Raw genomic sequence first — 14,148 nt, 5'->3', positions numbered from 1 at the left:
CCGCCGTGCGGCCGCTAGAATCCCGTTTCGCGCGGATGTGGCGGAATTGGTAGACGCGCACGGTTCAGGTCCGTGTGCCCCTCGGGGCGTGGAGGTTCAAGTCCTCTCATCCGCATGCGTCGCAGGGGCCCCCTCGCGGGGCCCTCGCGCCCTCGAGGGCCGTCAGCCGTCAGGGAGCGCCGGCACGTCGTGCCCTCGACCCGAACTGCCTCTCCCGGGTAGGCTCGCAGCGTGGTCGAAGCGCACCGCTATGTCGCCGTCGCCGTCATCGCGGCCTGCCTGCTCGCGGCGCTCGTCGGGTTCGCCGCCTACCGCCGCGGGCGCGACGTGTCCGGTGCCGCGATCCATCTGCTGGCGCTGCCGCAGACGCTGCTCATCGCCCAGGCGGCGCTCGGGCTGCTGCTCCTGTCGGGAAGCTACCGTGCCGCGGACAAGCTCCACTACCTCTACGGCGCGGTCGCGCTCGGAGTCGTGCTGTCGCCCTGGTTCTACGCGCCGGCCGACGCGCGCAGGCGGCTGCTCTGGTTCTCGGTCTCGGCGCTCGTCGCCGCGGCTCTCGGGGTCCGCGGCACCATGACGGGGTCGTGAGGCGCCTCCTGCAGAACCGGACCGCGCGCGGCCTCGCGCTCGTGGCCCTGGTCGCGCTCGTCGTCGTCCTGCTCTCGCTCGAGCCCGTGCTGGCCGTGACGGGAGGGCTGCTGCGCATCGGCTTCTTCCTCGCCGTCGCGTTCTTCCTCTTCCTCGTCTGGCGCGAGCGCCGGGGCGACCTCGAGGCGTGGTCCGAGCGCCACCGGCGCGTGTTCTACGGGGCGATCGCGCTCGCCGTGCTCGACGTCGGCGCGGTGATCGGCCTGTCGCCGGCGGGGGCGGACGCCGTCGCCTTCTTCGCCGTGCTCGCCGCCTGTGTCTACGCGGTCGTGCGCGTCTGGCGCGACGAGCACACCTACGGCCCGTAGGCGCGGTACGTGATCGTCGCCCACGCCGCTGCCGCAGCAGGCTCCGGCTCAGGCGCCGACGCGGCTCTCGGCACCGTCGAGCGCCGCGAGCACCGAGCGGATCGGCGCCAGCGCGCCGACGAAGATCGGCGTGTCGCGCTCCGTCCAGCGCGAGGCCTCGGTCTCGCGCAGCGTCATCATCAGGTGCATGAAGTCGGCCGGCTCCTCGCACTCGAAGGCCGGCATGAACTCCTGGTCGTCGATGCCGAACGAGTAGGTGGTGTGGTTCGTGACGGTGACGAACGTGCCGCCGACCTCCGCGTGCTGCCTCATCGCGTCGGCGCGCTCCTCGAACGTGAGGAAGTACCATCCGCGCTTCTTCACGAACGGGTACACGACGAGGTAGGGAGCCTCGCGCGGGATCACCTTGCCCTGCCGCACCCGCTTCTTGTCGGTGTAGACGGACGGCTTCGTCGTGGCGAGGTAGGAGTACGGCGTCGTCAGCCAGCCGGCGAGCGGGGTGCCGTTGAGCGCGGCGCCGAGCTCGAGCAGGTCGTCGTAGCGCTCGGTGATCTGCCAGAGGAAGAAGTCCGCCTCCGGGCGGACGCCGGAGACGTTGTAGGCGCGCAACCCCTCCATGCGGCCGGCCCACTCCTCCACCACCTCGGCGAACGCATCCTTGTGCGCCGAGCGCTCGTCGGCCGGTAGTCGCCGCCAGCAGGGGTCGACCTTGAAGAACCGGTACGACACGTACTGGCCGACCTCGACGCCCTCGATGCGCTGATAGGTCGGCTGCCGGCGATCCGTGCTCACCCCGTCAATGGTACGCGCGCGCCGCCCCGCGCGGCGGTGGAGGCGCCGTCCCTAGCGGATGCTGAGAGCGCGGCTCTCCCGGCTCACCGGCACGCCGGGGTTGACCGGGTGCCTCAGCGTGAGCACGAGCCGCACCTGTCCCGGGCCGAGCCTGCGGCCCTTGAGCGATGCGACGAGCGGGACACCGGCCCGCCCGTACCCGGTCACGCGCGCGGCCGTGCCGCTCGTCGAGACGCCGATCGCCCGCAGCTCCCAGGCGCAGTCGAGCGAGCAGGTGAAGCGAACGTCCCGCAGGCCGCGCAGCAGCTCTCCCTGCGTGGGGAAGCGAACCTTCGTCGCGGCCACGTCGAGCGCGAGCCCTTCGCAACGGGCGATGGAGCCGCCGCGTGCGCGCGCAAGCGCGTCGCGTACCGCGTACAGGCTCGACTTCGGCGTGCCGTCGGCGTAGTAGACGCCCGACTGCCAGCTTGCGAGCGCGGGCTCGTCCTGGGAATGGAAGAGCAGGATGCCGGTCACGTTCGGCTGGCAGAACGCGAGCTGCAGCGCGCGCCCGTAGTACTGGCCCTGCGTGATCTCGTCGACCGGACGGGTCGTCGCCGGCTCCTTCCCGCTGTACGCCTGCGCCTTGCCGGCCGGGATCCGCGACTCGACGCCGAACTCGTCGTACAGGATCGGCAGCGTCGAGCCGGGCTGGGCGCTGCCGTCGAACGCCTCGGCGAGCGTCGCCACGAGCCGGTCGTAGTCGGCGAGCCCGATCGTCGTCGAACGCGGGTGCGGCGTGTCGGGCGACTGGCCCGACGAGTCTGCGTACGGGTGGAAGGCAAGACCGTCCATCACCGGCGTCGTGCGGCCGCTCGCGCGGAAGGCGGCGCCCATGTCGCGCAGGAACGCCACCGGCGAGTGCGTGTCGCGGCCGGTGTTCGGGCGGTCGACGCCGCGCGGGGCGAGCGCGCCGCCCCAGACGCGGGTGGACGGGTCGACGGCCTTGATCGCGTCGTAGCTGCGCGCGAGGAGCGCCAGGTACGCGGGCGCGGCGGCATCCGAGCCGTCCGGGTTGAACTGCGGCAGCCAGAAGCGGTTCAGGTTCGGCTCGTTGCCGACGATGACGTCGTCCACCGACGGGAGCTGCTGCGCGAGCACCGTCACGTAGGCGGCGAACTCCTCGCGCGCCTCCGCTGTCAGCGGCGTCGACCTCGAGCCCGGCGGGTACACCGAAAGATAGATGCGCACGCCGCTCAGCTGGGCCGCGGCGACGACGTTGCGCAGGATCTGCAGCTCCGCCTCCGGCGGCGCCGTCTGTCCCGGGAGCCACTGCGAGGTGACACGGACAGACGTGAAGCCGGCGAGGCGAACCAGCGTCATGCGTGCCTTCGCAGAGACGAGGTCGGGCGCGCGGACGACGTCCTCGGCGACGCCGAAGGCCATCGCCGGGCCACCTGCATGCGCTGCCGGAGCGAGGGCGAGAGCGAGGGCGGCTGCGGTGAGGAGGCGGCGGAGCATACGGCGGATACGCTAGCCGGGGTGAGCGACGACGTACGCGAACAGCTCGGCACGCTGCCCCGCGGTCCGGGCGTCTACCTCTTTCGCGACGAGGGTGACGACGTCCTCTACGTGGGCAAGGCGAAGTCGCTGCGCGCGCGCGTGCGCAGCTACTTCAACCGCGGCGACCAGCGACTCGGCATCGACCGCATGGTCGGTCGCGTGCGGCGCATCGAGGTGATCGTGACCCGGAGCGAGGCGGAGGCGCTGCATCTCGAGCAGAACCTCGTCAAGCGCCACCGGCCGCCGTTCAACGTGCGCTTGCGGGACGACAAGTCGTTCCCGTACATCGCGGTGACGGCGTCGGACGAGTACCCGCGCGTGATGTTCACGCGCGAGCGGCACCGCCGCGGCGCCGTCTACTTCGGCCCCTTCGCGAACGCGAAGAGGGTGCGCGAGACACTCGACGTGCTCAACCGTGTGTTCCAGTTCCGCCCCTGCGAGGGTCCGAATCCGGGGCGGCACTCGGGCATCCCGTGCCTCGACTTCCACATCGAGCGCTGCACGGCACCGTGCATCGGCGCCGTCTCGCGCGAGGAGTACCGCGCGCAGATCGACGGGGTGATCGCATTCCTCTCCGGCGACACGCGCTCGATCGTGCGGGAGCTGGAGCGGAAGATGCGCGAGGCGGCCGGCGGCGAGCGCTACGAGGAGGCGGCGCGCTACCGCAACCGGCTGATCGCGATCGAGAGCCTCGCCGAGCGGCAGGGTGCCGACCGCAAGACGGTCGGCACCGTGGACGTGATCGGGCTCGCCGCCGACGGCGACCGCGCCGCCGTGCAGCTGTTCCCGCTGCGCGACGGCAAGCTCATCGACCGCTACGCGTTCCATCTCGAGAACGTCGAGGGGCAGGATCGCGCCACGATCCTCGAGTCGTTCTGCCTCGAGTACTACACGTCCGCCCCGCGCGTGCCGCCGCAGGTGATCGTCCCCTGCGACATCGAGCACACCGAAGCGATCGCCGGGTTCCTCTCGCGCCTGCGCGGATCGGCGGTCGAGGTGCGCGCACCGGTCCGCGGCGAGAAGCGGCGGCTCGCCGAGCTGGCCGACGAGAACGCCCGTCTCGCCCTCACGCACGAGGCGACGGCGGCGGAGCGGACGCGGCTGCGCCGCGTCGAGGCGCTCGAGAGCCTGCGCGAGAGCCTCAACCTCGAGAGCCTGCCGGTGCGGGTCGAGTGCTTCGACATCTCGAACATCCAGGGGCGCGACATCGTGGCCTCGATGACGGTGTTCGTCGACGCCCAGCCGAAGAAGGCGCACTACCGCACCTTCTCCGTGCACGGCCTCGAGGGCCAGGACGACTTCGCCTCGATGGCCCAGGTCGTCGCCCGCCGCTTCGCCCGCCTGCGAGACGGCGGCGACACCGGCCGCCACGACGCCAGCTTCTCTTCGGTTCCGAACCTCGTCGTCATCGACGGCGGCAAGGGGCAGCTCGCCGCGGCGCTCGAGGCGATCCACGAGACGGGAGAGCTGCCGCGCGTCGCGGTGATCGCGCTCGCCAAGCGCGAGGAGGCGGTGTACGTGCCGGGAAGCCCCGCGCCGATCGTGCTCGAGCGTCACGACCCGGGCCTGCAGCTCCTGCAGCGCATCCGCGACGAGGCGCACCGGTTCGCGGTCTCGTACCACCGGCAGCGCCGCGACACCCGCGCCTTCGCGTCGATCTTCGACACGCTCGAGGGCATCGGGCCGGCACGCAGGCGTGCGATCCTGCGGCACTTCGGCTCGGCCGAGCGCTTCCTCGCCGCCTCGCAGGAGGAAGTCGAGGCCGTGCCGGGCCTGCCGGCGAAGACGGCGCGCGCGGTCTTCGCGCAACTCCACAGGACCGGGGGAGCGCCGTAGGCCGCGTGCTACGGCAGCGGGCTGAGGGCCTCCGTCGCCCGCCGGAAGCGGAGCGTGCGCAGTGTCAGCAGGATGGCGGCGAAGCCGACGGCCACGTTGACGGCGGTGAGGGTGAGCTTCATGCCGACGCTGAACGCGAGCAGCGCCGTGCGCGACGCCTGCCCGCCGAGCGTGTAGAGCAGGAACGCCTGCTCGGTGCCGATACCGCCGGGGCTCACGGGCACCAGCGTGGCGAGGCTCGAGCTCGCCTGCACGAGCAGGACGTTGCGCAGGCTCTGGTGGATGCCGAACGCGCCCAGGGCGAGCCAGATCGTGACGAGCCGCAGCGACCAGTCGGCGAGCTGCCACACGACCACGGTGCGCACGTAGCGCACGGGAGAGCGCAGCACGACGAACGCCTGCGTCACGCGGGCGCCCAGCTCGCGGACGCGGTAGCGCAGCCAGACCGCGAGCGCGACGGAGGCGAGCACGAGCACGACGAGCAGCACCTGGGAGGTGCCGCCGTGCGCGAGGAACCAGTGGAAGTCGAAGCTCGGCAGCAACGGCAGCACGTCGAGGCCCGGCAGCACGCCCTGCGTGAGCGCCCACGTGAACAGGCCGAGGGCAAGGCCGAAGTCGACGATCGAGAGCACGAGCGTCGAGCTCGCAAGCGTCGTGTAGCTCGATCCCGGGATCGCACGGTGGGTGAGGTAGAGGCGCACGACGTCGCCTGCGCGGGCCGGGAAGATCGCGTTGACGCCGACTCCCGCGGCGTAGGCGGCGTAGATCGAGCGCCAGCGCACGCGCTCCTCCGGATACGCCGCAGCGAGGACGTTGCGCCAGGCGCGGCTCGTGCAGCCGAGCTTGACGAGATGGAGCCCGACGGCGATCGCGAGCGGCACGAGGCGCACGTCGGCGAGATGCTCCCAGAACGTCTCGATCGCCTCGAGGACACGCTGCACGCGCTCACCGTAGCGGCGCCGTTGCGGCCGGCGGCCGCTACTCGTCCGGCTGCAGGAACGGGTAGCGGTAGTCGCGGGGAGGCACGAGCGTCTCCTTCACCGTGCGCGGGCTCACCCAGCGGATCAGGTTCCACATCGAGCCGGCCTTGTCGTTCGTGCCGGACGCCCGCGCACCCCCGAACGGCTGCTGGCCGACGACGGCGCCGGTGGGCTTGTCGTTCACGTAGAAGTTGCCCGCCGCGTAGCGCAGCCGGTCGTGCGCCTGCTCGATCGCGGAGCGGTCGTCCGCGAAGACGGCGCCGGTGAGGGCGTACGCGCTGGTCGTGTCGACGAGGTCGAGCGTCTCGTCCCAGCGCGACTCGTCGTAGACATAGGCGGTGACGACCGGACCGAACAGCTCGTCGCGCAACAGGCGGAAGCCGGGATCGTCGGTCTCGACCACGGTCGGCTCGACGAACCAGCCCTCGCTGTCGTCGCTGCCGCCGCCGACGACGATCTCGGCGCCCGCCTCCCGCGCCTCGGCAATCGCCTCCACCTGGGTGCGGAACGACGAGCCGTCGATGACGGCGCCCATGAAGTTCGTGAAGTCGCGCACGTCGCCCATCGCGATCTGGGAGACCTCCCGCTGCAGCGTGTCGCGGACGTCGCTCCACAGGTTCGAGGGGATGTAGAGCCGCGACGAAGCGGAGCACTTCTGCCCCTGGTACTCGAACGAGCCGCGGATGACGGCGGCCGACACCTCCGCCGGGTCGGCGGAGGGATGCGCGAGGATGAAGTCCTTGCCGCCCGTCTCGCCGACGATGCGCGGATAGTTGCGATAGCGGTCGATGCCGCTGCCGATCGTGCGCCAGATGCCCTGGAAGACGCCTGTCGATCCGGTGAAGTGGACGCCGGCGAGATCGGGGCTCGAAAGCGCCGCCGCGCCGATCTCCGCGCCGGGTCCGAAGACGAGGTTGATGACGCCGGGAGGCAGGCCCGCCTCCTCGAGCAGCCGCATCGTGTACCAGGCCGACAGCGCCTGGGTCGAGGCGGGCTTCCAGACGACCGTGTTGCCCATCAGGGCCGGCGAGGTCGTGAGGTTGGCGCCGATGGCGGTGAAGTTGAAGGGGCTGATCGCCAGCACGAAGCCTTCCAGCGCCCGGTACTCCATCCGGTTCCACACCCCCTGCGAGGACACCGGCTGCTCGCCGTAGATACGGACGAGGTAGTCGGCGTTGTAGCGGAGGAAATCGATGGTCTCGCAGGAGGCGTCGATCTCGGCCTGGTGCACCGTCTTCGACTGGTTCAGCATCGTCGCGGCGTTCAGCGTCGACCGCCACGGCCCGCTCAGGAGCTCCGCCGCGCGCAGGAAGACGGCCACGCGCTCGTGCCACGGGGTACGAGACCACGTCTCATGCGCCCTGCCTGCGGCCGCGATCGCGCGCTCGACGTGCGACGCGTCGCCGCGCTCCACGTCGGCGAGCACGTGCGCGTGCTTGTGAGGCATCACCGCCTCGAACGTGGTGCCTGTCTCGACGCGTTCGCCGCCGATCACGAGCGGGATGTGGATGCGCTGCGAGGACATCTGCGCGAGCCGCTGCTGCAGCTCCGCACGCTCCGGCGAGCCGGGGAGGTACGCGAGGATGGGCTCGTTCACGGCAGCAGGCGGGCGGAAGATGCCGGGAGCGCTCACGCGGTCGATTGTATTGTCGTGGCAGTGCGCGTGACGCGGCACCTCTACTCGGCCGAGGGCTTCGGCGTCGGCGAGGTGTGGGAGCGTGCGGGCGTGGTCGTCCAGCACGAGCTCGCCTCGGCGGCCGTCGCCCGGGACGGCTCCGCCGCGCAGGCGTGGGAGTTGTGTGCCCGCTTCGTGTGCCACCTCGCGGGCGAGCGGGTCGAGTACGGCGACGTCGCGCTCGATCTCGGCGGGCTTACGCCGTTCCAGGCGGCGCTCGTCGAGGCCGCGCGCTCGGTGCCGTGGGGCGAGGTCGTGTCCTACGGCGAGCTGGCCGCGCTCGCCGGGCGGCCCGGTGCCGCCCGCGCCGCGGGCACGTTCTGCGCGGAGAACCGCTTCGCCCTCATCGTGCCGTGCCACCGCATCGTGGCCGCCGACGGCATCGGCGGCTACGGCGCCGGCGGCGTCGCGCTCAAGCGCCGGCTGCTCGCACTCGAAGGGGTGGCGCTGTGAGCGCGGCGTCGCTCGCCGAGAGCGTCCGCGCCGAGCTCGCCGCGATCGACCCGGTCCGGCGCTGCGACCGCCTGGCCGAGATCTCGGCGCTCTTCCACACCGCCGGCTCGGTGCACCTGCGCGGTCGCGGGGCCGTCTCCTTCCATCTCGACCTCGCCGAATCGGCCGTGGCGCGTCGCGGCTTCGCACTGCTGCAGCGGCTCGGCGTCCACGCCGAGGTCCGCACCTACACACGCCGCGCCTTCGAGCGGGCGACCCGCTACCAGCTGCACCTCGAAGGCGACGAGCACAGCCTCGCGGTGCTCGAGCAGGCGGGCGTGCTCGACCGCGAGCGCCGACCGCTCGACCGGCCGCCCGGCCGGGTGGTGGCGCGTCCGTGCTGCCGCGGCGCCTACCTGCGCGGCGCCTTCCTCGGCGCGGGGTCGCTGTCGGCGCGGCGCTCGCCGCACCTGGAGGTGCGGACGCCGGGGCCGGCGGGGGCGTCCTTCCTGCGCAGCGTCGCGTCGGTCGCGGAGGTGCGCCTGCGCGTGCTCGAGCGCGCCTCGCATGCCGTCGCCTACGCCAAGGGCTGGGAGGAGATCGAGGGCTACCTGGTGGCGGCGGGCGCGATAGACGTGGTGCTCGCGCTCGAGGAGCGCAGCGTCGTCGCCGAGATGCGGGCCGAGGCGAACCGCCTCGCCAACGCCGACCACGCGAACCTCGTGCGTACCGCGCGCGCGGCGCAGGAGCAGCTGCGGGCAGCGCGCGCGCTGCGCTCGTCGGGCGCTCTCGAGAGCCTGCCCGAGCGGTTGCGCGAGGCGGCCGAGCTCCGTCTCGCCCACCCGGAGCTGCCGCTGCGAGAGCTCGCAGCGCGTGCGAGCCCGCCGGCGACGAAGGCCGGCATGCAACGGCGGCTCGCGCGCATCGTCGAGCTCGGGCGGGAGTAGGGCGCTCCGTCGACGCTCCGGGCGAGCGCGCGCCTGGGCCCGGTTAGACTCGTCCGCAGATCCCCCTTTCTCCGAGAGCGAGGAACGACAGACAATGGCGATTCGCGTCGGCATCAACGGCTTCGGCCGCATCGGCCGCAACTTCTTCCGCGCCCGGCAGTCCCTGGGCGCCGACATCGAGATCGTGGCCGCGAACGACCTCGGCGACACGGGCACGATGACGCACCTGCTCAAGTACGACTCGACGCTGGGGCCGTTCGCGGGCGAGGTCGAGCTCGGGGACGGCGTCATCCGGGCAGGCGGCGAGGAGATCACGATGCTGTCCGAGCGCGACCCGGCCGCGCTGCCCTGGGGCGAGCTCGGCGTCGACGTGGTGCTCGAGTCGACCGGATTCTTCACGTCGCGCGAGGGTGCGCGGAAGCACCTCGACGCGGGCGCGAAGAAGGTGGTGATCTCGGCCCCGGCGACGGACCCCGACTACACCGTCGTGCTCGGCGTCAACGACGGCGGCTACGACCCCGACCGGCATCACATCGTGTCGAACGCGTCGTGCACGACGAACTGCCTGGCGCCGCTCGCGAAGGTGCTCGACGACCTGGCGGGGATCGAGAGCGGCTTCATGACGACGATCCACGCCTACACGTCCGACCAGAGCCTGCAGGATATGCCGCACCGAGACCTGCGACGCGCCCGCGCGGCGGCGATCAACCTCATCCCGACCTCGACCGGGGCGGCGAAGGCGATCGGTCTCGTGCTGCCGCACCTGCAGGGCAAGCTCGACGGTGTCGCGGTGCGCGCGCCCGTCGCCACCGGGTCGCTCACCGACCTCGTCGTCACCCTCGGCCGCGAGGTCTCGAAGGAGGAGATCAACGCGGCCTACGAGGCGGCCGGCGGCGGCGAGCTCGCCGGCATCCTCCGCTATTCCACCGACCCGCTCGTGTCCACCGACATCGTGCACTCGCCGTTCTCGTGCATCTTCGACAGCCAGCTGACGATGGCCCACGGCACCACCGCCAAGGTGTTCGGCTGGTACGACAACGAGTGGGGGTACAGCTGCCGTCTCGTCGATCTCGTCGGGAAGCTGCTCGCTTGAGGTTGCCGCGCTCCGTCGAGACGGCCGACGTCGCCGGCAAGCGCGTGCTCGTGCGCGCGGACCTGAACGTGCCCCTCGCCGACGGCCGCGTCGCCGACGACACGCGCATCCGCGCGGCCCGGCCGACGCTGCGCTGGCTCCTCGACCACGGGGCCGCCGAGGTCGCGGTCTGCTCGCACCTGGGCCGCCCGCAGAGCGACGCCGACCGGACGCGCTTCGCGATGGCGCCCGTCGCCGAGCGCCTGCGCTCGCTGCTGCCCGACGGCCGCGTGCGCGTGCTGGAGAACACGCGCTTCGACCCACGCGAGACGGCGAACGACCCCGGCTTCGCGCGGGAGCTCGCCCGCGGGATGGACGTGTACGTGAACGACGCGTTCGGCTCCGCGCACCGCGCCCACAGCTCCACGGAGGCCGTGGCGCACCTGCTGCCCGCCTACGCCGGCTTCCTCCTGCTCGACGAGCTCGAGCACCTCGGCCGGCTCCTCGGCGAGGTGGAGCGCCCCTTCGTGCTCGTCGCCGGCGGAGCCAAGGTCGACGACAAGCTCGCCGTGCTGGAGAACCTGGGTGGGCGCGCCGACGCGGTGCTGATCGGCGGCAAGATGGCCGAGCAGGTGCGGGTCGCGAACCCGCTCTCGTTCCCGGTCGAGCTACCGCTCGACGTCGTCGCCGCATCCTCTTTCGACGCGGACGCGGAGACGCAGGTGGTGGACGTCGACGCCGTCCCCGACGGCTGGCTCGGGCTCGACATCGGGCCGAGAACCGCGCGCGTGTTCGCCGCCGCCGTCCGCGGCGCGCGCACGATCTTCTGGAACGGTCCCATGGGCGTGTTCGAATGGGAGCGCTTCGCGGCCGGCACGCGCGCGGTGGCCGAGGCGGTCGCCGACGCCGACGCGTACTCGGTCGTGGGCGGCGGCGACTCGGTGCGCGCGATCCAGGAGCTCGGGCTCGCAGACCGGGTGTCGTGGGTGTCGACGGGCGGCGGAGCGTCGCTCGAGCTGCTCGCGGGCGTCGAGCTCCCGGGCGTGGCGGCGATTCCGGAGGCATGAGATGCGCAAGCTGATGGCCGGCAACTGGAAGATGTACAAGGGGCCGGCGGAGACGCTCGCCTTCTTCGACCGCTTCGAGGCGCCCGACGGCGTCGACGTCGTCGTGTGCCCGCCGTTCGTGTCGCTCGAAGCGGCCGTCGGCGAGGAGTGGCCGATCTACGCCCAGAACGTGCACTGGGCCGAGGAGGGCGCGTTCACGGGGGAGATCTCCGCCGCGATGCTGGTCGAGATCGGCGTCCGGGGCGCGCTCGTCGGCCACTCGGAGCGGCGCCAGTACTTCGGTGAGACGGACGAGTCGGTGCGCGCCCGTGCCGAGGCCGCGCTCGAGGCCGGGCTGCAGGTGATCGCCTGCGTGGGAGAGAGCGCGGCCGAGCGCGAGGGCGGTCTCACCGAGCAGGTGCTCGAGCGCCAGGTGGCGGTGCTGCCGCGCCATCCCGATCTCGTGATCGCCTACGAGCCGGTGTGGGCGATCGGCACCGGGAAGACCGCGACGCCCGAGACGGCGCAGGAGGCGCACGCGCTCATCAAGTCGCTCCACGACACGCGCGTCCTCTACGGCGGCTCGGTGAAGCCCGGCAACGCCGCCGCCCTGCTCGCGCAGCCGTCGATCGACGGCGCTCTCGTGGGCGGCGCCTCGCTCGATCCCGACTCGTTCTCCGAGCTGTGCCGGATCGCCGCGTCCCTCTCGTAACGCTCGTCATCCTCGACGGCTGGGGCATCGCCCCGCCCGGACCGGGGAACGCCGTCGAGCTCGCCGACACGCCGGTCTTCGACGACCTCTGGCGGCGCTTCCCGCACACCCGGCTCGCCGCCTCCGGCGCGGCGGTCGGTCTGCCCGACGGCCAGATGGGCAACTCCGAGGTCGGCCACCTCACGATCGGCTCGGGCCGCATCCTCTTCCAGGACCTGATGCGCGTGAACGTCGCCGTCCGCGACGGCTCGCTGTTCGCGAACGACGCGCTCGTATCGGCCTTCCGGCGGGCGCGTGAGCGCGGCGGCTCCGTGCATCTGCTCGGGCTCGTCTCGACGGGCGGCGTGCACTCGCACATCGACCACCTGCGCGCGCTGCTCGAGCTCGCACGGCGGCAGGGGATGGAGGAGCGAACCTGGATCCATGCTTTCAGCGACGGACGTGACGTGTCGCCGCGCGCCGCCGCGGTCGACCTGGCGACGCTCCCGGCCGAGCGGATCGCCACGGTCGTGGGGCGCTACTACGCGATGGACCGCGACGAGCGCTGGGAGCGCACCGAGCGCGCGCTGCGCGCCATCCTCGACGGCGAGGGTGAGCACGCGGCCGACCCCGTCGACGCCGTGCGCACGAGCTACCGGCGCGGCATCACCGACGAGTTCGTCGAGCCGGTCGTGCTCGACGGACGCCCCCGGCTCGACCCCGAGCACGACACGGCGATCGTGTTCAACTTTCGTCCCGACCGCGGGCGGCAGCTGTCGCTGCGGCTGCTCGAGCGCGGCGTCGACCTGACGACGATGACGCGGTACGCGGAGGCGATCGCGACGCCCGTCGCGTTCGCCGAGCAGGACGTGCGCGACACGCTCGCCCAGACGCTGAGCGCGCACGGCCTGCGCCAGCTGCACGCGGCGGAGACCGAGAAGTACGCGCACGTCACCTACTTCTTCAACGGCGGCGTCGAGGAGGCGTGGGAGGGCGAGACGCGGGTGCTCGTCCCGTCGCCGCGCGACGTGCCGAGCTACGACCGCAAGCCCGAGATGTCCGCCGCCGCCGTGGCGGACGAGGTCGTCGTGCGCATCGGCGGCGGCATCGCCTTCTGCGTCGTCAACTTCGCCAACCCCGACATGGTGGGTCACACCGGCGTCATTCCGGCTGTCGTCGCGGCGGTCGAGGCCGCCGATGCGGCGCTCGGCCGGGTGGTCGAGGCGACGCGTGCCGCGGGCGGTGTCTGCCTCGTCAGCGCCGACCACGGCAACGCCGAGCAGATGCTGGAAGCGGACGGCGTCAGCCCGCACACCGCCCACACGACGAACCCTGTGCCGTTGCTGCTCACGCTCGACGGCGCGGCGCTGCGCGGAGACGGCGAGCTCTCGGATCTCGCGCCGACCGTGCTCGAGCTGCTCGGGGTGCCCGTGCCGGAGGCGATGACGGGCTCCTCGCTCGTTGCCCGGAGAGACACCGAACATCGGTGACATTTCAGTAACTCGTAAATTGTTGGCGTACAGGCCGGGAACGGTTGTATGCTCGCCACGCATTGGCCCTGGAGCAGCCTGATCCCGGAATCCTCCGCAAGGCCCGGCGTGGCGACGAGCGGGCGTTCTCGATCATCGTCAGGGCCTACGAGCGGCCCGTGTTCAACTACGTGCTTCGCCTGGTCGGCGACCGCGCGCTGGCCGAGGACCTCACGCAGGAGGTGTTCCTGCGCGTCTACCAGGGCCTGCCCGGCTTCTCGCTGCGCTCGAGCTTCACGACGTGGCTGTTCCAGGTGACGAAGAACCGCGTCCTCGACGAGCTGCGCGCGCTCGAGCGCCGGCCGCGCAGCGCCGGCTGCATCGACGACATGCCGCCGCTCGAGGTCATCGACGCTCCTTTCGAGCGCGCGGAGACGATTCATGCGCTGTGGCGGGCCGTGGAGGCTCTCAGCGTCGACCTGAAGATGGCGCTGCTGCTGCGCGACATCGTCGGGCTCTCGTACATGGAGATCGCCGAGGCGCTCGAGGTCACGCTCGCCACGGTGAAGTGGCGCATCTACAAGGCGCGCGAGGAGGTACAGGCCGCACTCGCGCGCGAGGGGGTCACGGTCGGCTCGCGGCCGCCCGCCACGGCCTCCGGCACGAGCGGCGGGTAGCAGACGTACCTCACATGGGGGTCTTGCGGTCCA

The 14,148-nt window shown here is 72.1% G+C and carries 14 protein-coding genes and 1 tRNA gene; 11 read left to right on the top strand and 4 right to left on the bottom strand.

Features of this window, described 5'->3' with window-relative positions; all coding sequences use genetic code 11:
- Positions 1-31 precede the first annotated feature (31 nt).
- From Gocc_RS05250 to Gocc_RS05240, 3 genes are all read left to right on the top strand, one after another.
- Positions 32-115 (top strand) — tRNA-Leu (locus Gocc_RS05250).
- A 116-nt stretch (positions 116-231) separates the two neighbouring features.
- Positions 232-588 (top strand): hypothetical protein, encoded by a 357-nt coding sequence (locus Gocc_RS05245; protein WP_114795476.1) that lies wholly within the window; start codon positions 232-234, stop codon positions 586-588.
- Positions 585-956, top strand: a complete 372-nt coding sequence (locus tag Gocc_RS05240; protein ID WP_114795475.1) for a hypothetical protein — start codon at positions 585-587, stop codon at positions 954-956. Before Gocc_RS05245 ends, Gocc_RS05240 begins: the two co-directional genes overlap by 4 nt.
- Positions 957-1,004: 48 nt before the next feature.
- Here Gocc_RS05240 and Gocc_RS05235 read toward each other — a convergent pair whose 3' ends face one another.
- Both Gocc_RS05235 and Gocc_RS05230 read right to left on the bottom strand, forming a co-directional pair.
- The gene (locus Gocc_RS05235; RefSeq protein ID WP_181813389.1) at positions 1,005-1,748 is read right to left on the bottom strand and encodes a chlorite dismutase family protein; all 744 of its coding nucleotides are present in this window, start codon (positions 1,746-1,748) and stop codon (positions 1,005-1,007) included.
- A 51-nt stretch (positions 1,749-1,799) separates the two neighbouring features.
- Positions 1,800-3,248: a glycoside hydrolase family protein gene (locus Gocc_RS05230; protein WP_114795473.1), complete on the bottom strand. Its 1,449-nt coding sequence runs from the start codon at positions 3,246-3,248 to the stop codon at positions 1,800-1,802.
- Between the two features lie 21 nt (positions 3,249-3,269).
- Between Gocc_RS05230 and uvrC the strand changes: the two genes are divergently transcribed.
- On the top strand, positions 3,270-5,126 hold the full coding sequence (gene uvrC / locus Gocc_RS05225; protein ID WP_220150460.1) for an excinuclease ABC subunit UvrC: 1,857 nt from the start codon (positions 3,270-3,272) through the stop codon (positions 5,124-5,126).
- Positions 5,127-5,134: 8 nt separating this feature from the next.
- Here uvrC and Gocc_RS05220 read toward each other — a convergent pair whose 3' ends face one another.
- Complete coding sequence (locus Gocc_RS05220) at positions 5,135-6,067, bottom strand: lysylphosphatidylglycerol synthase transmembrane domain-containing protein (RefSeq protein WP_114795471.1); 933 nt, start codon at positions 6,065-6,067, stop codon at positions 5,135-5,137.
- Between the two features lie 37 nt (positions 6,068-6,104).
- On the bottom strand, positions 6,105-7,739 hold the full coding sequence (gene pruA, locus Gocc_RS05215) for an L-glutamate gamma-semialdehyde dehydrogenase (protein WP_220150459.1): 1,635 nt from the start codon (positions 7,737-7,739) through the stop codon (positions 6,105-6,107).
- A gap of 18 nt (positions 7,740-7,757) precedes the next feature.
- Here pruA and Gocc_RS05210 point away from each other — a divergent pair, with 18 nt between their 5' ends.
- From Gocc_RS05210 to Gocc_RS05180, 7 genes are all read left to right on the top strand, one after another.
- Entirely contained in the window at positions 7,758-8,234 is a 477-nt protein-coding gene (locus Gocc_RS05210) for a methylated-DNA--[protein]-cysteine S-methyltransferase (protein ID WP_220150458.1), read from the top strand.
- The gene (gene whiA, locus Gocc_RS05205; protein WP_181813388.1) at positions 8,231-9,160 is read left to right on the top strand and encodes a DNA-binding protein WhiA; all 930 of its coding nucleotides are present in this window, start codon (positions 8,231-8,233) and stop codon (positions 9,158-9,160) included. The genes Gocc_RS05210 and whiA overlap by 4 nt, the downstream gene beginning before the upstream one ends.
- Positions 9,161-9,254: 94 nt before the next feature.
- Entirely contained in the window at positions 9,255-10,253 is a 999-nt protein-coding gene (gene gap / locus Gocc_RS05200; protein WP_114795469.1) for a type I glyceraldehyde-3-phosphate dehydrogenase, read from the top strand.
- A gap of 2 nt (positions 10,254-10,255) precedes the next feature.
- Complete coding sequence (locus Gocc_RS16675; protein ID WP_422717981.1) at positions 10,256-11,299, top strand: phosphoglycerate kinase; 1,044 nt, start codon at positions 10,256-10,258, stop codon at positions 11,297-11,299.
- 1 nt (position 11,300) lies between these two features.
- Positions 11,301-11,990 (top strand): triose-phosphate isomerase, encoded by a 690-nt coding sequence (tpiA, locus tag Gocc_RS16670; RefSeq protein ID WP_114795467.1) that lies wholly within the window; start codon positions 11,301-11,303, stop codon positions 11,988-11,990.
- Positions 11,963-13,459 carry a 2,3-bisphosphoglycerate-independent phosphoglycerate mutase gene (gpmI, locus tag Gocc_RS05185; protein ID WP_114795466.1) on the top strand — a complete coding sequence of 499 codons (1,497 nt, stop codon included), beginning with the start codon at positions 11,963-11,965 and terminating at the stop codon, positions 13,457-13,459. Before tpiA ends, gpmI begins: the two co-directional genes overlap by 28 nt.
- Positions 13,460-13,521: 62 nt before the next feature.
- A complete protein-coding gene (locus Gocc_RS05180) occupies positions 13,522-14,115 on the top strand; it encodes an RNA polymerase sigma factor (protein WP_181813387.1) in 594 nt (197 codons plus the stop codon).
- Positions 14,116-14,148 lie beyond the last annotated feature (33 nt).

The sequence above is a fragment of the Gaiella occulta genome (assembly GCF_003351045.1).
GTDB lineage: Bacteria > Actinomycetota > Thermoleophilia > Gaiellales > Gaiellaceae > Gaiella > Gaiella occulta.
The sequence above is the reverse complement of the archived record's forward strand: the minus strand, read 5'-3'. Positions and strand labels throughout refer to the sequence as shown.

Excerpts from the sequence above, each read along its gene's own strand:
- Gocc_RS05230 (WP_114795473.1), bottom strand. The coding sequence starts at position 3,248 with ATGCTCCGCCGCCTCCTCACCGCAGCCGCCCTCGCTCTCGCCCTCGCT.
- gap (WP_114795469.1), top strand. The coding sequence starts at position 9,255 with ATGGCGATTCGCGTCGGCATCAACGGCTTCGGCCGCATCGGCCGCAAC.
- tpiA (WP_114795467.1), top strand. The coding sequence starts at position 11,301 with ATGCGCAAGCTGATGGCCGGCAACTGGAAGATGTACAAGGGGCCGGCG.